Below are 25,980 nucleotides of genomic sequence, written 5' to 3' on the forward strand. Positions count from 1 at the left end.
CCTAGCAGCAGCGGGAGATTTTCCCGTCCTTGGCGTCGTAGCGGTTGTCCTGGGCTTGCCGGAAAAACTCCGCCCGGCTCAGGACAGGCTGGTCTTTGTGGGCGCTTTTCATATGAGCCACATAGGTCTCGTAGTGGGGGACGCCCACCATCAGATGGATAAACTGATTGCGGTAGCTCCAGATGAGTTTCAGGCGCTTAAACATATTTCGTTGCCTCGGATCTGCCCTGCTCGCCGCGCGGGATATACGGGGCTTCGTAGAGATCCAGCGGTTTGTTCGAAATCGCCTTCAGCCAGACGCGGATGGCCGAGATAAACACGATCAGCACCACGATCATGAAAAATCCGCACAAGGCCGCGTCGATGTAATCGTTCATCACGATCTGCTTCATCTGTGCGGCCGTTTTGGCCGGGGCCACGATTTTGCCGCTGTCCAGCGCGTTCTGGAACTGCTTGGCGTGAGAAAGAAAGCCGATGTTCGCTTTCTCGTGGAACAGCTTCTGCCAGCCGGCGGACATGGTCACGATAAGCAGCCACGTTGTGGGCAGGAGCGTGACCCAGGCGTACGCCTTTTTGCCCATTTTGAACAAAATTGTCGTCCCCAGCACAAGCGCGATGCCGGCCAGCATCTGGTTGGCGATGCCGAAGAGCGCCCACAAGGAGTTGATGCCTCCCAGAGGGTCCACAACACCTTGGTAGAGGAAGTACCCCCAGCCTCCCACGCAGAGGGCCGTGGCGATCAGATTGCCGACCGTGGACCGGGTATCCCCCAGCGACTTGCTGGCATAACCCAGCAGATCCTGGATGAGGAAACGGCCCACGCGGGTACCTGCGTCGATCGTCGTCAAGATGAACAACGCTTCGAACAGGATGGCGAAGTGGTACCAGAACGCCATCATCGTTTTGCCGCCGATCACGCCGGACAAGATTTGCGCCATGCCGATGGCGAAGGTCGGCGCGCCGCCCGTCCGCGAGAGGATGGTACTCTCGCCGATATTCTTGGATAGCGTGGTCAACTGCTCGGGCGTGATGGTGAAGCCCCAGTTCGTGATGGTTGCCGCCGCGGTCGCCACATCGGTACCGCCCAGGGCAGCCGCAGACGAGTTGATCGCGAAGTAGGTACCGGGCGTGATGATGCAGGCGGCGATCAGCGCCATGATGGCGACGAACGATTCGACCAGCATCGCGCCGTAGCCGATCGGACGCGCGTGGGATTCGCGCTCCAGCATTTTGGGCGTCGTTCCGGAGGAGATCAGCGCATGGAAGCCCGATACGGAGCCGCAGGCGATGGTGATGAACAGGAACGGGAACAAGTTCCCGGCGAAGACGGGACCGGTTCCGTCGATGAACCGGGTCGTGGCCGGCATGGACAGATCCGGCAGAACGAAAATAATGCCGAGCGCGAGTCCGATGATCGTTCCGACTTTGAGGAACGTGCTGAGATAGTCGCGTGGCGCCAGAAGCAGCCAGACCGGCATGACCGAAGCGAAAAAGCCGTAGGCGATCATCATCAGAGCGATGGTTTCCCCGCTGAAGGAGAAAAGCGGGGCCAGAACGGCGCTCTCGGCGACGAATTTGCCCCCGATGAGGGACAGAATCAGCAGAACGACGCCGATAAGGGAAGCTTCCCCGACTCGGCCGGGCCGTATGTAGCGCATATACACGCCCATCAGGAGGGCGATCGGAATGGTGGCGGCAATCGTGAACATGCCCCACGGGCTACCGATCAGCGCTTTGACGACGACGAGCCCGAGCACGGCGAGAAGAATGATCATAATGCCCAGAATGCCGAGCATGGCGATCGTGCCGGTCACTTTGCCGATCTCGTCCTTGATCATATCGCCCAGCGATTTGCCGTTTCTGCGTGTCGAAGCGAAAAGAATGACGAAATCCTGGACGGCGCCTCCCAGAATAACGCCGAGAATAATCCACAGTGTTCCGGGCAAATAGCCCATCTGGGCGGCAAGTACGGGGCCTACGAGAGGGCCCGCGCCGGCAATGGCCGCGAAATGGTGCCCGAACAGCACCCATTTGTTCGTCGGCACATAGTCCTTGCCGTCGTTGTTTAGCTCTGCGGGTGTTTTCCGATTATCGTCGAGCACGAAAACTTTACGGGCGAGAAAACGGCTGTAGAACCGGTAGGCGACCGCATAGCAGCTCACGGCTGCGATAACGAGCCAGGCGGCATTGATCGTTTCGCCGCGATTAAGTGCGACAAGCCCAAAAGCAAACGCGCCGACAATGGAAATCACCCCCCAGAGCAAGATTGATTTCCATCCGATTTTCATAAACATGCCTCCTTACTGGTTAATATGGGAGCGTTTACAAGTAGTATAGCAGGTTTTTCCGGTGTGGGAAGAGGCTGGATGTCCAAACCATTTTCAAAAACGCGAGATTTTCGACGTATTAACAAGCTAGCGCACAAAAAGCAGAAATGTAAGCGCATTAGGGGATTTCTTTGGCTTAAATCGGTTTAAAACCAATCTCGCCATATCTTTACAAAGCACGTGCGGAGGTGTAACATTCATTCCATCAATTGAAAAAAACAGTTTCTTGCTTTCGCTGAATTCCCCAACCGGGGAAGCGGGGGAACCATCGCAGCATTGATCCGGTGTGAGAGCCGGGGCCGTGTCTGCAGGGGTGAATCCTGAAGCGCCGGAATCCATGGACCCGGCAATCAGGTAGGGCGACTCTCACCGTCCGAATCCGACAGCTAACCTCGTAAGCGCATGAGTTCGGGAGGGGTTGAAGAAGCTTGTGATCGGCATCGACCACAGGGACTTCGTTTCGCTGTGGTTTTGTTATGTTCAAAAACATCCGAAAATGAAAAATGTGCCAAACAAATGAACATGCGTTTTTATCGCTGAGTTTCCGTGTCAAGCGGAAAACGGGGGAACCAAACGAGGACTTGCAGGCCTGACGGCCCGGTCCTCATGGGGTGAATCCAGAAGCGGCATCCGTGCCGTAATGGTAGGGCGACTCTCACGCCCGAATCCGACAGCTAACCTCGTAAGCGTACCGAGAGAGGCGACTGCTATCGCGCTTCGGCTATAGTCTTTTTAGGCTGTGACCGTCAAGAAGCCGCGTGAAGAGTTCCTCTTCCGCAGGCTTCTTTTTTTGCTGCCCAAAACATGAAAGAGGGATAAAAAGTGGACGAGAGAAAGATCCAAACCTATACGTTGGTTTCCGCACCGAATGTCACCGGCGAGAACTTTATTAAACTGCTGAATATTTACCGCAGGCCCTTCGCGGCGCTTGTGAACAACCCCGCGGAAGGACAGCGGATGAAGAAGCTGGGAGTCCGGCACATCGTGGAAGTGGATACCGTGCACCACGAAGCCTGGGAAGTCCCGGGACTTCCCATCGGTGACGTCTATCTTTTCGAAGACAGCCTGCCGCTCTGCTGCCGGTATCTTCAGATGGTCCGAAGCTGGACAACCGGAACGATTTTCGTGGTCAAAACGAATGCCTCGCCGCGGCTGATTTATAAAGCGCTCGGCGCCGACCATGTGGTGCATACGAATACCCGTCAGGTCTCTTTCCTGCTTGGAGCAGCACCGGGCCAAGTGCCCGAGGAAGTTTTGCGCTAACGATTTAATTCACGGTCCGAACGATAATGAATGAACCTATGAAATGAACCTATAGATAGGAAAGAAAGGAGCCGAAACACATGACGGACCTTTATATGGTTCTGCTGTTGGCAGTCATTTATTTCATCTTTTACGGTTTTCTGACCTGGTGCGACCATGTTGTGCAAGGCTCGGAAGGCGGCCGTATATGATGATTATCGCGCTTTTTACGGCAGGGCTTTTCCTGTATCTGATATACGCGCTCATACATCCCGAAAAATTTTAGGGCGCCTTCGGGCAGCCGGTGACTGCTAGCGCGGAGTTGTTTGAGGAGGATAGGAATCCATGGAGATTGTGCAGATCGTAATCGTAATCGCGGTGCTTTGCCTGCTGGTGAAACCGCTTGGAACTTATATGTATCATGTTTTTTCGAATGAAAAAAACCGGACGGACAAATGGTTCGGCTGGCTGGAAAGACCCATTTACAAGCTTGCGGGCATCCGCAGCGAGAAGGGCATGACGTGGAAGAAGTATGCGGGCAGCCTTGTGCTGACCAACCTTGTGCTGGTGGCGGTGGGGTATCTGATCCTGCGTCTGCAGCGTGCTCTTCCTTTGAACCCGAACGGGATCGACAATATGGAAGCGACGCTGTCGTTCAATACGATCATCAGCTTTATGACGAACACCAACCTGCAGCACTACAGCGGGGAAACGGGCCTGTCCTATTTCTCACAGATGGCGGTCATTATGATGATGATGTTCACGTCCGCCGTAACGGGAATCGTGGTCGCGATTGCGTTTATCCGCGGACTGACGTCCAAAGGCAGCACCATCGGCAACTTTTTTGCGGATTTCGTAAAAGGACACACGCGCCTGCTGCTGCCGCTGGCTATCGTGGTTACGCTCGTGCTTGTCGGCCTGAAGGTGCCGCAAACGCTGGATCCGACCGTGGCCGCGAAGACGCTTGAAGGCGGGGAGCAGCAAATCGCCATCGGTCCGGTGGCGTCGCTTGTGTCCATCAAGCATCTGGGCACGAACGGCGGCGGTTTCTTCGGGGTGAACTCTTCGCACCCGTTTGAAAATCCGTCTCCGCTGACTAACGTGATTGAAATGCTGTCGATGTGGTGCATTCCGGCCTCATTGACCTATACCTTCGGGCGGTTTGCGAAGAACCGGAAGCAGGGATGGGTCATTTTCACAGCGATGATGACCTTGTTCCTGGTATTTCTATCGGTCGCTTTCTTTTCGGAAAAGGCCGGTAACCCTGCCTTGAACGCCCTTGGCGCGGATTCGTCCATCGGCAGTATGGAAGGCAAAGAGGTGCGGTTCGGTATTGCCCAGTCCGCGCTGTTCACCACGGTAACGACGGCGGCGACGACGGGAACCGTCAACAATATGCACGACACGCTCACCCCGCTGGGCGGAATGGTTCCGCTCGCTCAAATGATGCTGAACTGCGTATTCGGCGGCGACGGAGTCGGGCTGGTCAATATGCTCATGTACGCGATTCTGGCGGTCTTCCTGGCGGGCCTCATGGTCGGCCGGACGCCGGAGTTTCTGGGACGCAAAATCGAGTCCCGCGAGATGAAACTGATCGCCGTCGCGATTCTGGCGCATCCGCTTATCATCCTGGCACCGACAGCGATCGCCTTCATGACGGAGCTGGGCAAAGGCGCCGTTACCAACCCGGGATTCCACGGAATTTCCCAGGTGCTGTACGAGTTCACGTCGTCGGCGGCCAATAACGGCTCCGGCTTCGAGGGGCTGGCGGACAATACGCCGTTCTGGAACATTTCCACAGGAATTGTAATGCTGCTTGGCCGTTACGTGTCGATCATCGCCCTTTTGGGTGTGGCCGGCTCGCTGGGCCGCAAGCAGTGGGTTCCGGAAACAATCGGAACGTTCCGCACGGACAATGCCTTGTTTACCGGAATCGTGGTAGGTACGGTCGTCATCATTGGGGCGCTCACCTTCCTGCCGGTAATCGCGCTCGGTCCGGTAGCCGAATATTTGACATTGCGTTAATAACGATGGGGTGAAAACGGATGAGCTCAACTGCTTCTCAAACGAAACGTAAATCGATGCTGAGCGGGGATATCGTCAAACAGGCGGTTGCGCAAAGCTTTCTTAAATTAAATCCGGTTACGATGATGAAAAATCCCGTTATGTTCGTGGTAGAAATCGGAACCTTCATTGTCCTTCTGATGACGGTTCTGCCGGGCTACTTCGGAACGCAGGACCGGATCGGTTTTAACCTGACCGTGTTTCTGATTTTGCTCTTCACGGTGCTGTTCGCCAATTTTGCCGAGGCGCTGGCGGAGGGCAGGGGGAAAGCCCAGGCGGATTCGCTTAAAAAGTCCAAGCAGGAAATTAAGGCCAACAAAGTGGTCGGCAGCGGCATTAAAGTCGTTCCGTCCACGGAACTCCGCAAGGGCGATGTCGTTACCGTCGCCCAGGGAGAAATGATCCCCGGAGACGGGGAAGTGATAGAAGGGCTGGCCTCCGTCGATGAATCGGCGATCACGGGGGAATCGGCGCCGGTCATTAAAGAAGCGGGCGGCGATTTCAGCTCCGTCACGGGCGGGACGCGAGTCGTGAGCGACGCGATCCGGGTACGGATTACGAGCGATCCCGGCGAATCGTTCATCGACCGGATGATTTCCCTCGTCGAGGGAGCGTCCCGTCAGAAAACACCGAACGAAATCGCGCTGAACACGCTGCTGATCACGCTGACGCTTATTTTTCTGATCGTGGTCGTTACGCTGAAGCCTATCGCGGGGTTCGTGAATGTCGAGCTGGATACGGCCGTACTGATCGCCCTGCTCGTCTGCCTCATTCCGACGACGATTGGCGCTCTGCTGTCGGCGATCGGGATCGCGGGGATGGACCGGGTCACCCAGTTCAACGTCCTGGCGATGTCGGGGAAAGCGGTCGAAGCGGCCGGAGACATCAATACGATCATTCTGGACAAAACGGGAACCATCACGTTCGGAAACCGGATGGCCAGTGAATTTATCCCGGTAGGCGGCGCCTCCACGGGTGAAGCGGCTGCTTGGGCGGCCGTCAGCTCGGTGAAAGACGAAACGCCGGAAGGACGCTCCGTGCTGGAGCTGATGAAGAAACAGAACCTGGTTTACGAGGCTTCTCTCGCGGAAGGCGGAGAGTTCATCGACTTCAAAGCGGAAACACGGATGAGCGGCATTGACTTGAAAGACGGCAGAAAAGTGCGCAAAGGCGCCGTGGACGCCGTCGTCCGGTGGGTGCAGGAGCAGGGCGGAACGGTTCCCGCCGATCTTAAGGCCAACGGAGACGCGATCGCGACGGAAGGCGGGACTCCGCTCGCCGTAGCCGTGGACGGAAAAGTATACGGCCTGATTTACTTGAAAGATACCGTGAAGCCCGGCATGAAAGAACGGTTCGATACCTTGCGCCAAATGGGGATCAAAACGATCATGTGTACCGGCGACAACCCGCTTACGGCGGCTACCATCGCCAAAGAAGCCGGTGTGGACGGCTTTATCGCCGAAAGCAAGCCGGAGGATAAGATCGCCGTGATCCGTAAAGAGCAGGCGGAGGGCAAGCTGGTCGCGATGACCGGCGACGGCACGAACGATGCCCCGGCGCTTGCCCAGGCCGACGTGGGTCTCGCGATGAACAGCGGCACCATCGCCGCCAAGGAAGCAGCCAACATGGTCGATCTGGACTCCGATCCGTCCAAGATCATCGAAGTGGTCGGCATCGGCAAGCAGCTGCTGATGACGCGCGGGGCGCTCACCACCTTCTCGATCGCCAACGATATCGCCAAATATTTCGCGATCATTCCGGCGATGTTCATGCTGGCGATCCCGCAGATGGAAGCTCTCAATATCATGAAGCTGGGGTCGCCCCTGTCGGCGGTGCTGTCCGCTCTTATTTTCAACGCGGTTATCATTCCGCTGCTCATTCCACTTGCGATGAAGGGTGTCAAATACCGCCCGATGAGCTCGACAAAGCTGCTCAGCCGCAATCTTTTTGTTTACGGGCTGGGCGGGGTCGTCGTTCCTTTTATCGGAATCAAGATCATTGACCTTGTCGTCCATGTCTGGATCTAGAAACCTGTTCCATGGAAACGGAAGCACATGCACGTGGATATAAACGGCATGAAAGTGCCCCGAAACAAAGAACAACCACATGCCGGGAATGCCTTTCAAGGGCTTCTCCCGGTATAAGAGAGAGGATTGAAAAAGGATGAATCCAGGCGCTTCGGTACCTAAAGAAAACGGCGAGTGGAACGGGTCCGTCTTGTCTGTCGCTGTCCGTATCAGCATATTATCAATCGTCCTGTGCGGAATCATATACCCGCTCCTATCGACAGGGCTGGCGCAGGTCATTTTCCCCAAACAGGCCAACGGCAGCGTCATTAAGAACGAACAGGGGGAAATCATCGGTTCGGAGCTGATCGGGCAATTGTTTGCGGATCCGAAATATTTCCACGGCCGCGTTTCCTCCATCGAGTATAAAGCGGAAGCTTCGGGCTCCAACAACTATGCGCCTTCCAACCCTGAACTGGTAAAACGCACGCAGGAATCCATGGATACATGGAAAAAGGAAAATCCGGACGTGCCCGTCAATCAGGTGCCGATTTCCTTGCTCACGAACTCCGCTTCGGGCCTCGATCCTCATATTACGCCGGAATCGGCCCAAGTCCAGATTCCCCGTATTGCCAAAATGACGGGAATATCGACCGCCCAGCTCCAGGAATTGGTTAAAAAGAACACGGACGGCCGCGATCTGGGCCTATTCGGCGAACCTCGCGTGAATGTGCTGGAATTAAACCTGGATGTGAAGAAATTAGCCGGGAAATAACCGGTAACCGCCAGATCGGGAGCCATTTATACGGTAACGGTAGAGGCTCTTGACGCGGCAGGATTCCAGAGACCGCTGGCAGCCACTTATAAACGCATGCTCTTTCCGGTAAGGAGGGCATGCGTTTTACAAGTTTTCGGAGTGCGGGAAAGCGGATTTTACTCGTAAGAAAAATTGTGTTTCTACTATTATATATGCCTCCTTATATGCTTCCTTTGGGGCAGAGGATCCCGATCAAGTTTTGTCTCGCTAAAAGATCGCATGATGCTTACAGAACAACGGGAATTTCGTGGGAGAATAATGTGAGGTATAAGGGAGAAGGAACGGAAAGGGAGCCGGGGAATGGATAATTTCCGGAGAAAAACGCCCGAAGAAATTTTGCTGTCGATTTCGGACATTCACCGGGGCCGGCTGAAAATCTATATCGGGGCCGTCAGCGGTTCGGGGAAAACGTATCACATGCTGCGGGAAGGGCAGACACTCCGGGAACAGGGAATCGATGTCGTGTTGTGCGCGATTTCCATGGAGGGGCGCCCCGAGACGATGGAACAGGCCGGCGGGCTGGAACGGGTTGAAAGCATCGAATGGAGGAAGGATGGGCTGAGGCAGCAGGACTTGCCGCTCGATGATCTTGTTGCCCGTAATCCGGAAGTGGTACTGACCGATGGACTCGCTCATCGCAACCGGCCGGGGGCACTTTACCCGACGAGGCTGGAGGATATCAAATTTCTGCTGAGCAAAGGGATTAGCGTGCTGGCAACCGTGAACGTGTATGAATTGGAGGGAGTGCGTGAGCTTGCCCGCAAAATGACGGGGATCGTAGCGGAACATACGGTGCCGACGGATACTCTGGAGCTGGCCGATGAAGTGAGGCTTATCGACGCCACGCCTGAAACGATTCTCAACCGGCTTGAGGAAGGCGGGATGAAGGGCTGCCAGTGGCACGAGCGCAAGGTGCTGGAACGGGGGAACATCGGCGTGCTGCGTGAGCTGGCCCTTAGGCTCGTGGCGGAAGGAGTCAACGAATCTTTGGAGAAGCACCGGGGGGAAATGGGGATGACCGGACCTTCGGGGGCCGACGAGCGGATTTTGGTTTCCGCCCAGTACCATTGGAACGGGTCGATCTATGTCCGGCGGGGGCAGCAGATAGCGGACCGGCTGAGCGGCGATTTATTCGTCGTTTCTTTTGCCGCCCCGGGGAAAGCTCTATCCAAGGATGCGGCTACGTTCCGCCGTTCGATCATCAAGCTGGTCGAGAAAGTGGGCGGCACTTTCGATGAACTTCCTTTCCCGGGGAGGCGAAAGCTTGCCCAGGCGCTCATCCGTTACGGGATCGACCGCAAAGTGACCCGGATCGTGCTGGGCCACTCCAAGCACAGCCGTTGGCAGGAGTTTTGGCAGGGCTCGGTGCTTAACGATGCGGTAAGCCGTCTGCAAGGGATCGATCTGTTCGTGGTTGCCGACCGGGCGGAGAAGGACGGAGAGCGGATTCTTCCCGTCAAACGAAAGAGCGATGCCCGGCAGCCGGTCGAGCTTTACCGCCGCCCCAGTCCCCAGGAGATGGAGCGTCAAATCAGTAAAGCGCGGCGCGGCCGCTTCAAGGTTTATATCGGAGCCGCGCCGGGTGTGGGCAAAACCTACAGCATGCTGCGGGAAGGCAACGATCTGCTGCGTAAAAATATTGATGTGGTCATCGGACTTCTCGAGCTGTATGGTCGTAAAGAAACGGCGGATCAGATCGGCGATCTGGAGCTGATTCCCCGGAAAATCAGTACGTACCGGGGAACCGAACTGCAAGAAATGGATACCGAAGCGGTGATTCGACGGATGCCGGATCTGGTTCTTGTGGATGAGCTGGCTCACACGAATGTGCCGCAGAGTGTCAATAAGAAGAGATACGAAGATATACTGGAAATCCTCAATGCGGGCATTTCGGTCATCTCAACCGTGAACGTCCAGCACCTCGAAAGCTTGAACGATGCCGTCGAGCAGCTGACGGGCGTGCGGGTCCGGGAAACGGTCCCGGACAGCATCCTTCGGCTGGCCGATGAGGTGGAGCTCATCGACGTCACGCCGCAAACGCTGCGGCAGCGCATGAAGGAGGGCAAGATTTACGGGATGGACAAAGTGGATCAGGCGCTCGGCCACTTTTTCAAAACCGTCAATCTGATTGCCCTGCGGGAACTCGCGCTGCGCGAAATCGCCGACGACGTGGACGAACGCCTGGAGGCGTGGGAACGCGTCGGCTCCCTGCGCGGCCCTTGGCGGCGCGAGGAAGTGATCTTCGTCTGCGTGAAGCTGAACCAGCACGCGGAGCGCATCATCCGCCGCGGCTTCCGCATCGCATACCGGTTGAAAGCGCGCTGGCACGTCGCTTACATCCGCTGCGGCTCGGCCGCCGGCGATGAGGAAGCGCGGATCGCCGCGCTGCAGACCTTGACGGAGCGGCTCGGCGGCCGCTTCGAAGTGCTAGGCGCCGCGGGGCGGAGGCGCACCGCGGACGGGCTGCTCGCGCGGGCCTTGGAGCTGAGCGCTACGCAGCTCATCATCGGCCAGGCGCGCGAGTCGCTGTGGGAGCGGCTGTTTCACGGGTCCATCGTGAAACGGATCATGCGCGGGGCGCGCAGCATGGACGTGCTCGTCGTGGCGGAGTCCGAGTCCGCCAAAGCCCGGCGGGGCCTCCGGACCCGCGGATGAGCGCTTGGCGTTGGCGGGAGCGTCAGGTGTGCGAGGATCGCGGATGCCGTCGGCGGAGGCCGCACTCGCACCCGATCAGCCCCGCACGCATACCTGCCTCCGCTCGGAAACCCCGCCTCCGGCAAGCGCCCAGTGTGAAACCGGCCGCAGTCCCGGCGCTCAGACGCCGGAAGATACGGCCACGACATAACCCGCGCGCCCGCCGATTATTACGCACCGCCCTTTAAGCGGCCACCCGGCTTTTATCACCCCGAAACGCCCCGTTAGGGGCTTTTTTTATTAGAATTTTATGCAATTAAAGGTTGACAAATTACATAATTCCGATAAAATAAGTTGGTATAAGAATAGGAACGGGATATACGAAGCTTCTGCTTTCGTCCGAGCCTGAAGGAGAGATCAAGCGATGATACAAATCAAGCATGTTCGCAAAACCTTCAAGCAGCGCAGCAGCGGATCATTTACCGCTATTGACGATGTTTCGCTGACTATCAGAAAAGGCGAGTTCGTGTCTCTGCTCGGCCCTTCGGGCTGCGGCAAGTCGACGGTGCTCAACATGGTGGCCGGGTTGGAAGGCTATGATGAAGGTACGATTGAAGTGAATGGAACGAAAGTGACCGGACCGGGCTCCGACCGCGTCGTCGTTTTTCAGGAGCATGCGCTGTTTCCTTGGCTGACCGTGCTCGACAATGTTGCCTTCGGCCTTAAGCAGAAGGGCATTCCGAAGAAGGAACGGTACGAGAAAGCGATGGAGCAGATCAAGACGGTCCACCTCAGCAAATTTGCGGACCGTTATCCGCACGAGCTGTCCGGAGGCATGAAGCAGCGTGCCGCTATTGCACGTGCGCTTGCCATGGACCCGGAAATTCTTCTCATGGACGAGCCCTTCGCGGCGCTCGATGAACAGACTCGTCTCATTTTGCATAAAGAACTCGAAGAAATCTGGATGAAAACCGGCAAAACGATCTTGTTTATTACCCACAACATCCGTGAAGCCGTTATCCTGTCCGACCGCGTCGTCGTCATGTCGACCCGTCCGGGAACGATCAAGAAGGAATTCGCCGTGCAAGCCGCGCGCCCGCGCGATAATGCCGACTCCGTTATCCATCATGTCGAGAGTGCGATCATGGACGTGCTTGCCGAGGAGCTCGAGAAAGTGGTAAAGGAGGAGATGGGCGATGAGTACAGCCTTAAGAAGAACGATTTTTCTCGTGATTCTGCTGATAGCGTGGGAGGCGGGATATAGAATTTTCGAATGGGGATGGAAATTCCCGTCTCTGTTCCAGACCCTGGACGCTTTCCGCCTCGGTTTTACGGACGGACAGCTTGTGGAAGCGACACTGAGATCGCTCGGACGGCTGCTGACCGGCTTCTGTATCTCCCTCGTTGTAGGGACTTTGCTCGGTTTTCTTTTCGCACGTTTCCGGTTTCTGGACGATACGCTCGGATTTGTCGTCGTTGCCTTGCAGACGGTTCCGAGTATCGCCTGGCTGCCGTTCGCGATCATCTGGTTCGGACTCACGGACACCTCCGTTATTTTCATCACGGCGCTCGGGGCTACCTGGACGATGGCCATGTCGAGCCGTACGGGCATTATGAACATTCCGCCGATTTATTTGAAAGCGGCCCAGACGATGGGCACGGGCAACGGGCTGCGAATGTTCTGGCAGATCATGGTTCCGGCCGCCTTCCCTCATCTCATCAACGGGGTGCGGGTAGCCTGGGCGTTCGCCTGGCGGGCGCTGGTAGCCGGAGAACTCATCGCCAAAGGCGTCGGCCTGGGCCAATTGCTTCAGCAGGGCCGCGATATTGCGGATACGGCGCTTATGCTTTGCATCGTCATTATCATTGCGGTGCTCGGCACGATTTCCGACCATCTCTGCTTTAAGAAGCTCGAAGATAAAATTCTGCTCCGCTACGGTCTTGCCACAAGCGGCAAATAAGCAAGAAATAGAAGAACAGATAAAGGGGAGTTTACAATGAAAAAAACAGCTTGGCTGCTTGCACTCATTCTGCTGGTCGGTACGGTGCTCACCGCATGCGGCGGCGGGGATTCCAAAAGCTCCGGCGGAAGCGGCGACGGCAAGAAGCCGGAAACCGTCCGCGTCGGTATTTTCAAAAACGTTACGCATGCCGCCGGTTATGTGGCGCTCGAAAATAAATATTTCGAGAAGTATTGGGGCGAGGGCGTCAAAGTGGAAGTTACGGCATTCGATAACGGCTCGGACTTTTCGACCGCACTGGCTACGGATCAGATTGACCTTGGCTTCGTCGGTCCCGGACCCTCCACCAACCAATACCTGAAAAGCAAAAACTTCAAAGTCATTTCCGGTTCCAACAACGGCGGCGCCGTATTGGCTGTCCGTAAAGACGCGGGAATTTCGAGCGTAAAAGATCTTGTAGGCAAAACCGTCGCCATCCCGACGCGCGGCAGCACGAACGAAATTTCGCTGCGCCTGCTTCTCCAGCAGGAAGGGCTGAAAGTGACGACGGATAAATCCGGCGTGGAGATTATCGCCCGCGCTCCGGCGGATACGCTGGTTGCGATGCGCCAGAAAGAAGTCGACGCTACGCTTATCCCGGAACCGTGGGGAACGCAGATGGAGAAGGAAGGCATCGGTCAAATCCTCGTGGATTGGGACAAAATCCCGCCGAACAACGGCAACTACCCGCTTACGATCCTGGTCGCGGGCGACAAGTTCCTGAAAGACCACCGCGATATGGCCAAAGGCGCGATCCAGGCGAATATCGATGCCATTAACTTCATCAAAAGCAACCCCGATAAGTCCTACGACCTGATTAACAATCAGCTTAAAAAGCTGAGCGGGAAAGGGCTCGATAACGAACTGATCAAAGCGGCGCTCTCTCGTCTCAATCTGACGCCGGATGTGAGCAAGGAAGCGATTGAAGAGATGGCAAAAGTCTCGATCGATGCCGGCTTCATCAAGAACGTGAAGAAAGAAGAGCTGGATCTGAGCAAGTTCCTGGATCTGTCGCTTCTGGACGAAGTGAAGAAAGAGAAGAAGTAAATTTTATAAAAGAGTTGAAAAAAAGGACAGCCGGTTATTCGGCTGTCCTTTTTGGTTGGAAGGCGGTGTCCGCTTCGTGACGCAGGGCCTGCTCCTGGGCTCAGCTCAGCTCCCGGCCCAGCACGGCTTCGGCCGCCTTACGCCCCGAGAGGACCGCGCCTTCCATCGTCGCGAACATCGGCTGGCGCGTATAGTCGCCGGCAAGGGCGAGGCCGGGCACCGGCGTGCGCTGCTCGGGGCGGAGCTTCTCGCTTCCGGGTCGGACGGAATAGAAGTGATCCGGTCTGCGGATCACCCGGTAATCCTTGGCCTTCGCGCGCAGGTCGAGGCCGAGCTTGTCCGCATCCGCGCACACCCGCTCGAAAACGAGATCATCGGGCATGTCGATGAATTCGTCCGGGGGTGAGAGGATCATGGAGAGGCGGCCGGGTAGGTGCGGAAACGTCGTGCGCGACTGCTCGCTGAAGCTGCCGATGCACGTGCCCGGACCGAAAGTAACGCGGTCCTGCGGAAGGAGCGGCTCGCTGAGCTCCAACTGAATCGTCACGTCGGGCATCGTCGGCAGCTCCCCTAGAGGCTGATACCACGCCTCTCCTCCGAAAGGCGGCTGGAGCAGCCGCTTGGCCGCCGAGATTTCCGTGGCGATGACGACATGAGTGGCGCGCAGAGTTCCGCCTTCCTGCAAGGAGACGCCTGTGACTCGGCCGTCTTCAAGGCTGAGTCCCTCGGCCGGAGTGCTCAGGCTGATCCGGCAGCCCCTTTTTTCCAGCGCCGCGAGCAGAGGGTTGATCATGACGTCGGTCATGCCGCCGTTGAACCCGCCGATCTGCATCTTGTAAAACTTCGGCACCCCCGGCGCAAAAAGCCCGAAGAAGACGAGCGCGGAATAGTCCTCCGGCGGGAGGAACAGCACGCCGGACGTAAGCGGCCCCAGCACATGGCGCAGCGCCTCGTCCTTGACGCCGTGCTTGCGGGCGAATTCGGCTACGCTGTACGTATCCAGCTCCATCCGGTTCTCCGACAGCAGCTTGAGGCCCTCGGCCACAAAGGGCATCAGGGAAGCTTTGTCGGCCGGAGAAATAATATCGTTGTTGGTGAAAGCTCCCGCAATCGTTTTGATGGGGGATTTCAAAGGGGCGATTCCGAATTCTCCGGCCGTTTCCCGGTCGGGGAGCCGGATCTCGAACGTTTTTTCCCAAGTCAGCATACTGTTCGGTTTAATCCTTGCTCTTCTCAGCAGATTCGGGAGCGCTTCATAAAATCCGATAAATTTATGAAAGCCCGATTCGACTTCCATACCGGCATCCGACCAGTTCGATGTTCGGCCTCCGGCGAAAGGCGCCGCTTCTATAATATGTACGCGTTGTCCTTGTTCGGCTAGCTCAAACGCGCAGCTAAGGCCCGCCAGGCCCGAACCGACAATAAGCGTATCGAATTGCGAATCGTTCACGATCTCCACCGCCTCTTTTCTGTAAGTAAGCGGGGGACATGGCCTTACCCGCATCTATACCCCTTTACCCCGGGGAAGTGCGGATTAATCCTCCCGGGGCTGCGGAGGCATAAGCTGCGGGTACGGGATATTTTCATTGGGTGCTATCGGCTTGTAGAGAAAGCAGTTGCCCGGAATCTTCAGGTTCGGTTCATAGACGGCCAGTTTATTGAGAAAATAGCAGCTTTCCGGCAGATGGTGATCCAGGAACCGGAGCGTCAAGCGGCTGAGAAGTTCTTCATCGACATACATGTCGATGACTTGAACGACAAAGTCATAGAACTTGATGATGGCTACCGCCACATCCGCCGCAAAACGGCGCTGGGCCGGGAAACCCGGAGGGGTGAAGCGGAGATAGCCGCCCATGGCGCGATTTTTGACCATGTAAGCCTGAAAGGTATTGGAATACCGGCGGGCCTGCTCCGACAATTCGATTTCTACGGGGTCCAGGTGGTCCCAGAGCAGAACGGCATGGCCGAGTTGATCCTCCAGCCACATGTCCAGCAGTCCGTAGAGCGTCAATTCTTCCGCCTCGACGCCCCGGGTCCAGAATGACAGCAGCCGGAGATATTCCTCGTTCTCGATTAACGTGCCGTTAAAGTAAGAGGGAGTCAGCTCCAGTACGATTTTGTTGCTTATCCGCAGGCTTTGGATGTGTCCTTCGAACTGGTAGTAGCCGCTTGCGGCCGGTAGGATATCCTGGGCCAGCTTGATCATCACCGGTGAAGATACCGGCAGATCCTGCGGAGTCAGTTCGACTTGCTTGATAAGGGCGGCGAAAGCTTGGCGGAATCCGTTTGCGGTCTGAATAAGGGGCTGCTCGCTCGGTGCGAGGGCCTGCCATACGAAGGTCGCATGATCATAAAGAATGCCTAGCCAGAAACGGTGCTCCGTCCATACGCTGAGCTTGGGTGTTGGGGCCACCGTAAAAACCTCCCGTTCTTTGGTATGCCTGACCGATGACTGCAAGGTGTGCGCGCGACGATGCGCCTTAGATGCAGTCCTTCTGTTAGTTGGCGCTGGCGAGGGACTGCTCTTCTTTGCGGTTCTTGGCCGAAGGGGCGCTTGAGATCGGACTCGGCGCTTTGTCGTCCTGCCCGGAAGCCGTCATTGTGCTCGTTCCCTGGAACACGCCGCCTTCCTGCATGATGAAAGCCCGGACCTGAATGTTGCCGATCAATTCTCCGGTGCTCATCACGGTCAGCTTGCCTTTTGTCGCGACATCGCCTTTGACTTTACCCGCTATCGTGACGTCCCTTGCCTGGATGGATGAATGAACGACCGCATTTTCCCCGATGACAATATCGCCTGAGCATTCGATGTCTCCCAGCACCTGTCCTTCGATACGAAGACTGGCTTCCGAAATAATCTTTCCTTCGCAGACCGTGCTTTCTCCGATGATGGTGTCGGTCGTTTTGTTGTCCGTATTCCGTTTTTTATCGAATACCATGTCAGTTATCATCCTTTCGATCGGAAATAAGGTAAGGAGAGGGGTTGATTTTCGTGCCGTTTTTGTGGACTTCGTAATGCAGATGTGTCCCGGTGCTGCGTCCGGTCGTTCCGACGCATCCGATAATTTGGCCCTTCCGGACGGTGCTGCCTGTCTGTACCTCCATCTTGTTCAGATGGAGGTATTCGGTTTCGATGCCTCTCGTATGGTCGATGCGGATATGATTCCCGTGTTGGGAATCGTAACCGGCCGCAGTGACCGTGCCGTCGGCAGCGGCATAGACGGGATCGTTCAACTCGCCGTCAATGTCGAGGCCGGTGTGCACATTGGGCCTCCCGGTGAAAGGATCCTGCCTCACCCCGAAACCCGAGGTGACCGTGCGGGAATCCGACGGCCAGATGGTGGGGGTGATTCGTTTCAGCCGGCGGGCTTCCTCCAGCTTCCGCTCGCTCTCCGTCAACTGGACAAGGAGACCGTCGATGTCGCCGATCATCCCGGAGAGGCTGGACCTTGTTTGCGCCGCCAGTTCGTTCATTTCGCGGGTGCCGACCGGTATTTCCGTGCCGCCGACATCGGGAAGGGATGAAGGCGGGGCAGCAGTGTTTTTTCCGGAAGAAACCGCAGTGCCCGGACTGATCTTATTCTCCAACTTGCGGATTTCTTCCAGCTTGCTTTTGAACTGCTCGGCCTGCTTGGATAAATCGATCAGTTCGATCTGCAGCTTTTCAAGCTCCGAATCTTTCAGCATCAACTGTTCGGTAAGCTGCTTTTCCTGACCGGTAAACGTTTCGGTAAGCTGCTCCGTTGTGCTCCGGTGGCTGGTGTTCTGGACGTAGATGGTCAGGGAGAAGCCGAGGATGACAAGGGCGGCGGCGGATGGAACGGCATACAGGCTGATGCGGGGAATCTTGAAACGGACGACCCGCTTGTCGGCGCCGGGAATGAACATAAGCGTCAGTTCTTTCTTGTCCTCTTTGGTCTTCATGCGATGAACCTTCCTTTCGCGCGAAACCGAACCCCTATCGAATTGTATTCAGGACTTTTGGCGTACATGCCGCATAAATTCGGACAAATAACGGGCAAAGAGGCTGAAATGCCTGTTCTTACGCTAAAAACAGAACCTGAAAAAAAGAAGGTAAACGAAAAAAGAGCTCTGACTTCTCCCTTTTTGAAGGAGTGGTCATAGCTCTTCCATATGATGTGAGTATAGTGTGAATTCCAAGACACAAGTACGTCAGCGCAGCATCTGCATGACGCTTTTGGCGAACAGGCTGGATAAGCGCCGGCTGCTGCCTTTACGGGTGTTTTTATTTTTATCGCGCCTATTTTCCATAAACCGGGTGAAATAACCGTCCAGCTCACTCAGGGAAGTCAATTCCTCCCCGTAGCCGTGCTCCGTGAAGTATTGGCAGTTCTCTTCCTCCTGGCCCGGAATCGGATTATAGAAAAGCATCGGCACGCCTTTGATCATGGCCTCCGTGCAGGTCATGCCGCCCGGCTTGGTGATCAGGAGGTCGGACACCTCCATGAGCTTGCCGATCTCCCGGGTGTACCCGAACAGATGAATGTTCGGATGCCGGTACAGCTCATTCGACAGAAGCTGCTGGCGCGCCTTCTCGTTCGTGCCGAGACAGAAGAGCAGTTGGACGCGGTCGCGCCACTGGACGATGCGCTTCAGCAGCTTCTCGTCGAGAAGGCCCCAGCCGCCGCCCATCAGCATCACGGTCGGCATATCCCGGAGCCCGAACTCCAGGTAAATCTCATCGACCGAATACTGCTCGCTGATACTCGGGTGAACGGGCAGGCCCGTCACTTTGATTCTGCGGGAAGAAACGCCTTTCGCCACAAGTCTGCGTTTGACGTCGGGGGCCGAGACGAAATACCTGTCCACTTCATCGTTGATCCACGATCCGTGGGCATCATAGTCCGTCAGCAGCGTGCAGAGCGGGATATGGAGCCCATGTTGTTTCTTCAATCGCGATACGATCAAGTTCGGAAAAGGATGGGTACAGATGATAATGTCCGGCCGCAGCTGCTCGATCACGGCTTCCGCCTTGCGGTAGAAAATGCGGTGCAGGGCATGCTGCAAAAAACCGTTCAGCGGCTTTTTCGACTGGGAGCGGTAAAGCTTCCCGTACAGCTTCGGTTGGGAAACGACTGTTTTGCGATAAGCCGTAAAGATCCAGGGTGCTATCGTCGGATGAAGAAACGCACCGAGTTCCAGCACGCGGATGATCAGCCCGGGATTCGTCCTGCGCAGAGCGGACGCTAATGCGTGAGCCGCCTGGGTATGTCCGGATCCGAATCCCTCCGAAAGGAGCAGAATTCGTTTTTTTCTCAAGAAACCTCACCTTTCCTTAATCGACAAAATAGCCGGGAAGCGCGCGTGCAGGCTCTGAATTCTGAATGGAGGTCTGGCGCCGGATCGGGCATTCTGCGTTCGGCGGTCAGTGCTGACCCGCCTCTCTTTTCTTATCTGTGTAACATTTCCGGCAGACGGGAATGTAGCTCTCGTTGCCGCCGATCTGGATTTGCTCCCCGTGAAAAATAGGGACGCCGTCTTTGCAGCGCATGTTCATCGTAGCTTTTTTATCGCAATACCAGCACACGGTTTTGATTTCCTCGATTTTATCGGCGATGGCGAACAAACTGGCGCTTCCTTCGAAAAGCTGTCCCATAAAATCTGCCCGCAGCCCGTAGGCGATAACCGGTATATTAAGGTCGTCCGCGATTTCGGCAAGCTGTTCGATCTGTCCGGCATTAAGAAATTGAGCTTCGTCGATCAAAATACAATTCGGCCGTTCTTTGGCCGCAAGTTCTTTCATATTTACCCCGTCTTGAATGACGATGGCGCTCTTCTGCATACCGATTCGGGAGGCAACGATACCGACTCCGCTCCGGTCATCCACCGAGGGGGTGAAGAGTAATACTTTCTTACCCTGTTCTTCGTAGTTGTGAACAGTGCGCAGCACTTCAATGGATTTACCGCTGTTCATGGTTCCGTATCGAAAATATAATTTAGCCACAGGTGTCGTCCTCTCTGTTACCAATAAACCATCAGGTATATGCTATCATAGCATGTTTTATGCGTCGGAAAAAAGGGCATGGATGGAAGCGGAATCCGAGAGATGGAGGAAAGTGGTAAAACCTGCCTTTTTGTGTAGATAACTTCATAACGTCAAGTTATGATAGAAGAATAAAGACACGGCCGTTCGGGACGGGCCTCCGTCCGGCGGAGCGGTACCGGAGAAGAGAGGCAGGATGAAGGCGGAATGAAGGCCGTACGGGAAGGCAGACGGAAGAACAAACGATGGAAACGATGGTTGTACGGCGTCTTGTCCTGCATGGGAGCTCTCCTATTATATATAGTAGGAATGAGCGGATGGATTTATTATGTGGGCGAGAATTCCCATGTTACCGAGAGCGATACGATCATTATTCTGGGCGCGGCCGTCTGGAACGGAAAGCCCAGCAACGCGATGAAAGAGCGGCTGGATACCGCTGTTGAGGCTTACCGCGGCGGACTGGCCAAAAATATCATCGCAACGGGCGGAACGACGACAAGCGAACCGACGGAAGCCAGTGTGATGCGGAGCTACCTCGTCGGCAAAGGCATCCCGGAGTCGGCGGTCTTTTTGGAGGATGAATCCACATCCACGATAGAGAATTTGGACAACAGCCGTAAGATCATGGAGAGGGAGAAGTGGGACACGGCGATTATCGTAACGCACGGTTTTCATACGTACCGTTCCCTGCTTATGGCAAAGAGTCTAAACATGAACGTAACGGCTAAGCCGGTCCGGATCAAACCCGTGAAAATTTACTATTATACGCTGCGAGAATGTGCCGGAATTACTTATTTTATGGGCGAACGCCTTTTAAAGACGATCGGAATCGGTTAATGCTTTCTGTCCAAACACAAACATTTCGAGGGTAAGTCCATGTTAACTTTCGGATTTGAAAATTTTGTAAACTAACATTAAATGGTAGATTTGTAGATTCGAAAAAAACGATATTTTCCCCCGGAATCTCTGAGTTTCAAGCCCTGTCCAGGGTTTCCCATTAAATTTTTTTTTCAACCCATAACCTTTTTTTAAATTGCACTCTAGAAAGTCTAATGTTAATATAATAGAAAAATATCGAGGCGAATCGCTAAAAGATTCGGTTTTTGGACAAATACGGGTGAATTTGGCAAGTTACGCGCGTATTTCCGGACTTCACCCCTTTAATGCAGGCATGAAACGTTGATGTACCCAAATAAACAAAAGGAAAGGTTGCACAATCATGAACAGAAACGCTTCCCCTTCCAAACAAGGTTTGTACGATCCGCGGTTCGAGCATGATGCCTGCGGGATTGGTTTTGTTGCGAATATGAAAGGCAGGCCTTCCCACGAAATCGTCGGGCAGGCGTTGAATGTGCTTTGCAATCTGGACCACCGGGGTGGCCAGGGCAGCGAAGCCAATACGGGTGACGGCGCCGGTATCCTGCTGCAGATTCCGCACGGTTTTCTCAGCAAGGTTTGCGCCGAAGAAAACATATCTCTGCCGGAAGCCGGTACTTACGGCGTCGGCATGGCTTTCCTCCCGCAAGAGCTGGAAGCCAGACAGCAGTGCGAGCGCATCGCGGAGCGGATTATCAAGGAGGAAGGCCAGCAGTTCCTGGGCTGGCGAACGGTTCCTACCGAGAATGCCACTCTCGGCGAATCGGCCAAAGCTTCCGAGCCTTTCGTGCGTCAGTTGTTCATCGCCCGCAGCGGAGATATCCAGGACGAACTGAACTTCGAACGCAAACTGTATGTCATCCGCAAGCGGATCGAGAATGAAACCCGCGCCCTGGATAACACGCCGCTTTACTTCCCCAGCTTATCCAGCCGTACCATCGTATATAAAGGCATGCTCACTCCCGAGCAGGTAGACGCTTATTACACGGAACTGCAAGACCCGTCCTTCGAGACAGCAATGGCCCTCGTTCACTCCCGTTTCAGTACCAACACTTTTCCAAGCTGGGAACGCGCCCACCCTTACCGCTACGTCATCCACAACGGTGAAATCAATACCCTGCGGGGCAACGTTAACTGGATGCACGCCCGTCAAGCTATGATCCAAACGGATTTGTTCGGTGAAAATTTCCAAAGTCTGCTCCCGATTGTCGATAACGACGGATCGGATTCTCAAATTCTCGATAACACGCTCGAATTCCTTACGCTATCCGGACGTTCTTTGCCGCACGCGGCCATGATGATGGTTCCGGAGCCGTGGTCCAAGCATGAAACGATGGATCCGGCCAAACGCGCTTTTTACGAATACCACAGCACCTTGATGGAGCCTTGGGACGGTCCTGCCGCGATTTCGTTCACGGACGGCCGCATTATCGGCGCCTTGCTTGACCGCAACGGTCTTCGCCCGGCCCGTTATTATGTCACGCATGACGATCTTATCGTCCTTTCATCCGAAGTCGGCGTGCTCAGCATCGAACCGGAGCGCATTGCGCGCAAAGAACGTCTGCAGCCGGGACGCATGCTTGTCGTCGATACGGTGGCAGGCCGCATTCTGACCGATGAGGAGATCAAAGGACAGATCGTTAACGAGCAGCCTTACCAGGAATGGATCAAGAAGCATCTCGTTTCCATCGGAGAACTGCCGGAAGCCGCTTCCGAGCCGCAGCCGGAACACGATCTGCTCGTTCAGCGCCAGCAGGCATTCGGATACACATTCGAGTATCTCCGTAAATTTCTTGAGCCGATGGCCAAAACCGGCGTCGACCCGATCGGTTCCATGGGGTATGACGCGCCTTTGGCCGTTCTGTCGGAACGTCCGCAGCTGCTTTACAGCTACTTCAAGCAGTTGTTCGCTCAAGTAACGAACCCGCCGATCGACTCCAACTTCGAGGAAATCGTCACGGCGCAGGAGACGACGATCGGACCGGAGCGCAACCTGATCCGTCCGGAAGCGGAAAGTTGTCGTCAGATCCGGATTCCGACTCCGGTTATCTCCAACGAGGAACTGGCGAAGCTGCGTCACATCAAGCGTGAGGGCTTTAAATCCGTCACGCTTAAGACTCTCTTCCGGGCATCGTCGGGAAGCCAAGGGCTTGAGCAGGCGATGGAGGAGCTGTACACGGCTGCCGATGAAGCGATTGCAGACGGAGCAACTTTCCTGATCCTCTCCGACAGAGACATGGACGGGGAACAGGCGGCTATTCCGGCCCTGCTGGCCGTTGCGGGCCTGCACCATCATCTGATCCGTCAGGGAACAAGAACCAAAGCGAGCCTGATCGTCGAGTCCGGCGAACCGCGCGAAGTGCATCATTTCGCTCTGCTGCTTGGCTATGGAGCGGGCGCGATCAACCCGTATCTCGCTTTCGAGACGCTTAAAGATATGATCGGCCACGGTCAAATTAGAGATATCACGGAAGAGAAAGCTTCCTATAACTACATCAAGGCATCGACCAAAGGGGTCGTCAAAGTCCTGGCGAAAATGGGGATTTCGACCATCCAGAGTTACCGGGGCGCGCAGATTTTCGAAGCGGTCGGCCTCAGCCAGGAATTCGTGGACCGTTACTTCACCTGGACCTACACGCCTGTCGAAGGCATCGGCCTCGACGGAGTGGCGCAGGAGACGCTGCATCGCCATGAGCGGGCTTATTCCCCGCGTGACGGACGCGACCGTGTTCTGGATGCCGGCGGAGAACTGCAATGGCGTCAGGACGGCGAGGATCACGTGTTCACGCCGGAGACGATCCACTCGCTGCAAACCGCGGTGCGGAACAATGACTATTCCATGTACAAAAAATTCGCTGAGCTCATCAACCGCGAGTCCAAGAAAGCGGCTTCGCTGCGCGGACTGCTTAAGCTGAAATCGGACCGCTCGCCGGTTCCGGTGTCGGAAGTCGAGCCGATCGAAGCGATCTTCAAGCGGTTCAAAACCGGCGCCATGTCTTTCGGTTCCATCAGCAAGGAAGCGCACGAAGCGCTTGCCATCGCCATGAACCGTATCGGCGGCCGCAGCAACACCGGCGAGGGCGGAGAGCATCCGAACCGCTTCACGCCGGATGAGAACGGCGATCTGCGCAGAAGCTCCATCAAGCAGGTAGCTTCCGGCCGGTTCGGCGTAACGAGCAATTACCTCGTCAATGCCGACGAGATTCAGATCAAGATGGCCCAAGGCGCCAAGCCGGGAGAAGGCGGGCAGCTGCCGGGCAAGAAAGTATACCCTTGGGTAGCGGAAGTGCGCGGTACGACGGCCGGCGTCGGCCTTATCTCCCCGCCTCCGCACCATGACATCTATTCCATCGAGGATCTGGCGGAACTGATCCACGATCTCAAGAATGCGAACCCTCAGGCCCGCATCAGCGTGAAGCTCGTCTCCGAAGTCGGTGTCGGCACCATCGCGGCCGGCGTGGCCAAGGGCAAGGCGGACGTTATCCTGATCAGCGGCTACGACGGCGGTACGGGCGCTTCGCCGCAGACGAGCATCCGCCACGCGGGACTTCCTTGGGAGCTGGGCCTGGCCGAAGCTCACCAGACGCTCATCCTGAACAACCTGAGAAGCCGCGTCGTGCTGGAATCCGACGGCAAAATGATGACCGGTCGCGACGTGATCGTCGCAGCGCTGCTGGGAGCCGAGGAATACGGCTTCTCCACGGCTCCGCTCATCTCGCTGGGCTGCATCATGATGCGCGTGTGTCACCTCGACACGTGCCCGGTCGGCGTAGCGACGCAAAATCCGGAGCTTCGCAAGCATTTCATGGGCGAACCGGAGCATGTCGTGAACTTCATGCACTTCATCGCGCAGGATGTCCGCGAAACGATGGCGGAGCTTGGCTTCCGCACGCTGGAAGAGATGATCGGCCGTACCGAATTCCTGGCCCAGGAAGAAGAAGCGGGCCACTGGAAGCTTCAAGGCCTCGATCTGAGCCCGCTGCTTCACCAGCCGGAGATGCCGGAAGAGGTCGGCCGTTACAACCAGATGCAGCAGGATCACGGCCTGGAGAAATCGCTCGACATGCGCGAGATTCTTCCGCTCTGTCAACCTGCGCTGGAGTACCAGGATCACGTCCGCATCGAACTGCCGATCAACAACACGAACCGGGTTGTCGGCACGATTCTCGGCAGCGAAGTGACCCGCCGTTACGGCGCGAAAGGGCTCCCGCACGACACGATCCGCCTGCATTTCACCGGCTCCGCCGGCCAAAGCTTCGGCGCATTCGTGCCGAAGGGCGTGACCTTGTCGCTGGAAGGCGACGCCAACGATTACGTCGGCAAGGGATTGTCCGGCGGTAAAGTCATCATCTTCCCGCCGAGCGAATCGACATTCGTGCCGGAAGAGAACATCGTCATCGGCAACGTGGGCTTCTACGGCGCTACCGACGGGGAAGCGTATATCCGCGGTATCGCGGGCGAACGCTTCGCTGTCCGCAACTCCGGCGTGCGCGTCGTTGTCGAAGGCGTGGGCGACCACGGCTGCGAGTACATGACGGGCGGACGCGTCGTCATCCTCGGCAAGACCGGCCGCAACTTCGCGGCGGGGATGTCCGGCGGCGTAGCGTACGTCCTCGACGAGGACGGCACGATGGCCAGCCGCTGCAACACCGAGATGGTGTCGCTGGAGCAAGTGGAAGAAAGTTACGAAATCAACGAACTGAAGCTGATGATTCAGTATCACGCAACCTTTACCGACAGCTCGATCGCACACCGCGTGCTGGGCCGTTGGGATGAATATATCTGGAAATTCGTAAAAGTCATTCCGAAGGATTATAAACGGATGTTCGATGCTATCGAGCGGATGAAGAGATCCGGGCTGAGCCAGCAGGATGCCGTTATGAAGGCGTTCGAAGAAAACACGCGCGATCTGGCCCGTGTCGGCGGTAACTAATTCATAACGAGCAGGACAGATTCTATACGA

Annotated in this window: 20 protein-coding genes and 2 riboswitches; of the genes, 12 read left to right on the forward strand and 8 right to left on the reverse strand. The window is 56.0% G+C overall.

Translation table 11 applies throughout. The features are described from left to right. Position 1 precedes the first annotated feature (1 nt). Entirely contained in the window at positions 2 to 205 is a 204-nt protein-coding gene (locus KVT34_RS19185) for a YbdD/YjiX family protein (RefSeq protein WP_042234145.1), read from the reverse strand. Next, complete coding sequence (locus KVT34_RS19190) at positions 198 to 2,288, reverse strand: carbon starvation CstA family protein (RefSeq protein ID WP_217560419.1); 2,091 nt, start codon at positions 2,286 to 2,288, stop codon at positions 198 to 200. Before KVT34_RS19190 ends, KVT34_RS19185 begins: the two co-directional genes overlap by 8 nt. A gap of 262 nt (positions 2,289 to 2,550) precedes the next feature. Continuing rightward, positions 2,551 to 2,743: riboswitch (cyclic di-AMP (ydaO/yuaA leader) on the forward strand. 108 nt (positions 2,744 to 2,851) lie between these two features. Beyond that, positions 2,852 to 3,032, forward strand: a riboswitch (cyclic di-AMP (ydaO/yuaA leader). Between the two features lie 117 nt (positions 3,033 to 3,149). Here KVT34_RS19190 and KVT34_RS19195 point away from each other — a divergent pair. From KVT34_RS19195 to KVT34_RS19240, 10 genes are all read left to right on the forward strand, one after another. Then, positions 3,150 to 3,590 (forward strand): hypothetical protein, encoded by a 441-nt coding sequence (locus KVT34_RS19195; protein WP_217560420.1) that lies wholly within the window; start codon positions 3,150 to 3,152, stop codon positions 3,588 to 3,590. A 190-nt stretch (positions 3,591 to 3,780) separates the two neighbouring features. After that, positions 3,781 to 3,855: a K(+)-transporting ATPase subunit F gene (kdpF, locus tag KVT34_RS32755; RefSeq protein ID WP_009674691.1), complete on the forward strand. Its 75-nt coding sequence runs from the start codon at positions 3,781 to 3,783 to the stop codon at positions 3,853 to 3,855. 59 nt (positions 3,856 to 3,914) lie between these two features. After that, positions 3,915 to 5,594: a potassium-transporting ATPase subunit KdpA gene (gene kdpA, locus KVT34_RS19205; RefSeq protein WP_217560422.1), complete on the forward strand. Its 1,680-nt coding sequence runs from the start codon at positions 3,915 to 3,917 to the stop codon at positions 5,592 to 5,594. Between the two features lie 20 nt (positions 5,595 to 5,614). Next, a complete protein-coding gene (gene kdpB / locus KVT34_RS19210; RefSeq protein WP_217560424.1) occupies positions 5,615 to 7,660 on the forward strand; it encodes a potassium-transporting ATPase subunit KdpB in 2,046 nt (681 codons plus the stop codon). 136 nt (positions 7,661 to 7,796) lie between these two features. Next, entirely contained in the window at positions 7,797 to 8,414 is a 618-nt protein-coding gene (gene kdpC, locus KVT34_RS19215; protein WP_217560425.1) for a potassium-transporting ATPase subunit KdpC, read from the forward strand. 342 nt (positions 8,415 to 8,756) lie between these two features. Next, the gene (locus KVT34_RS19220) at positions 8,757 to 11,111 is read left to right on the forward strand and encodes a histidine kinase (RefSeq protein WP_217560427.1); all 2,355 of its coding nucleotides are present in this window, start codon (positions 8,757 to 8,759) and stop codon (positions 11,109 to 11,111) included. A 28-nt stretch (positions 11,112 to 11,139) separates the two neighbouring features. Beyond that, on the forward strand, positions 11,140 to 11,301 hold the full coding sequence (locus KVT34_RS19225; protein ID WP_217560428.1) for a hypothetical protein: 162 nt from the start codon (positions 11,140 to 11,142) through the stop codon (positions 11,299 to 11,301). A gap of 213 nt (positions 11,302 to 11,514) precedes the next feature. After that, positions 11,515 to 12,354, forward strand: coding sequence for an ABC transporter ATP-binding protein (locus KVT34_RS19230; RefSeq protein ID WP_009674680.1), 840 nt, complete (start codon positions 11,515 to 11,517; stop codon positions 12,352 to 12,354). Then, positions 12,287 to 13,051, forward strand: coding sequence for an ABC transporter permease (locus tag KVT34_RS19235; RefSeq protein ID WP_254634991.1), 765 nt, complete (start codon positions 12,287 to 12,289; stop codon positions 13,049 to 13,051). Before KVT34_RS19230 ends, KVT34_RS19235 begins: the two co-directional genes overlap by 68 nt. A 36-nt stretch (positions 13,052 to 13,087) precedes the next feature. After that, complete coding sequence (locus tag KVT34_RS19240) at positions 13,088 to 14,137, forward strand: ABC transporter substrate-binding protein (protein ID WP_217560429.1); 1,050 nt, start codon at positions 13,088 to 13,090, stop codon at positions 14,135 to 14,137. A 100-nt stretch (positions 14,138 to 14,237) separates the two neighbouring features. Here the strand turns inward: KVT34_RS19240 and KVT34_RS19245 are convergent, their stop codons facing one another. From KVT34_RS19245 to KVT34_RS19270, 6 genes are all read right to left on the reverse strand, one after another. Beyond that, on the reverse strand, positions 14,238 to 15,587 hold the full coding sequence (locus KVT34_RS19245; protein WP_217560430.1) for a hydroxysqualene dehydroxylase: 1,350 nt from the start codon (positions 15,585 to 15,587) through the stop codon (positions 14,238 to 14,240). An 84-nt stretch (positions 15,588 to 15,671) separates the two neighbouring features. Continuing rightward, the gene (locus KVT34_RS19250) at positions 15,672 to 16,550 is read right to left on the reverse strand and encodes a DUF2935 domain-containing protein (protein WP_217560431.1); all 879 of its coding nucleotides are present in this window, start codon (positions 16,548 to 16,550) and stop codon (positions 15,672 to 15,674) included. 85 nt (positions 16,551 to 16,635) lie between these two features. Next, positions 16,636 to 17,076, reverse strand: a complete 441-nt coding sequence (locus KVT34_RS19255; protein ID WP_217560432.1) for a bactofilin family protein — start codon at positions 17,074 to 17,076, stop codon at positions 16,636 to 16,638. Between the two features lies 1 nt (position 17,077). Beyond that, positions 17,078 to 18,061, reverse strand: coding sequence for a M23 family metallopeptidase (locus KVT34_RS19260; RefSeq protein WP_217560433.1), 984 nt, complete (start codon positions 18,059 to 18,061; stop codon positions 17,078 to 17,080). A gap of 249 nt (positions 18,062 to 18,310) precedes the next feature. Beyond that, positions 18,311 to 19,417: an MGDG synthase family glycosyltransferase gene (locus KVT34_RS19265; protein ID WP_217560434.1), complete on the reverse strand. Its 1,107-nt coding sequence runs from the start codon at positions 19,415 to 19,417 to the stop codon at positions 18,311 to 18,313. 106 nt (positions 19,418 to 19,523) lie between these two features. Next, entirely contained in the window at positions 19,524 to 20,102 is a 579-nt protein-coding gene (locus tag KVT34_RS19270) for a thymidine kinase (RefSeq protein WP_042234117.1), read from the reverse strand. Positions 20,103 to 20,348: 246 nt separating this feature from the next. On the opposite strand from KVT34_RS19270, the gene KVT34_RS19275 reads away from it, so the two are divergent. Together KVT34_RS19275 and gltB are read left to right on the forward strand one after the other, a co-directional pair. Beyond that, the gene (locus KVT34_RS19275; RefSeq protein WP_217560435.1) at positions 20,349 to 20,978 is read left to right on the forward strand and encodes a YdcF family protein; all 630 of its coding nucleotides are present in this window, start codon (positions 20,349 to 20,351) and stop codon (positions 20,976 to 20,978) included. Positions 20,979 to 21,360: 382 nt separating this feature from the next. Then, positions 21,361 to 25,950 carry a glutamate synthase large subunit gene (gltB, locus tag KVT34_RS19280; protein WP_217560436.1) on the forward strand — a complete coding sequence of 1,530 codons (4,590 nt, stop codon included), beginning with the start codon at positions 21,361 to 21,363 and terminating at the stop codon, positions 25,948 to 25,950. Positions 25,951 to 25,980: the final 30 nt, after the last annotated feature.

Source organism: Paenibacillus sp. GbtcB18 (assembly GCF_019091125.1).
GTDB classification, from domain to species: Bacteria; Bacillota; Bacilli; order Paenibacillales; family NBRC-103111; genus Paenibacillus_F; species Paenibacillus_F chitinolyticus.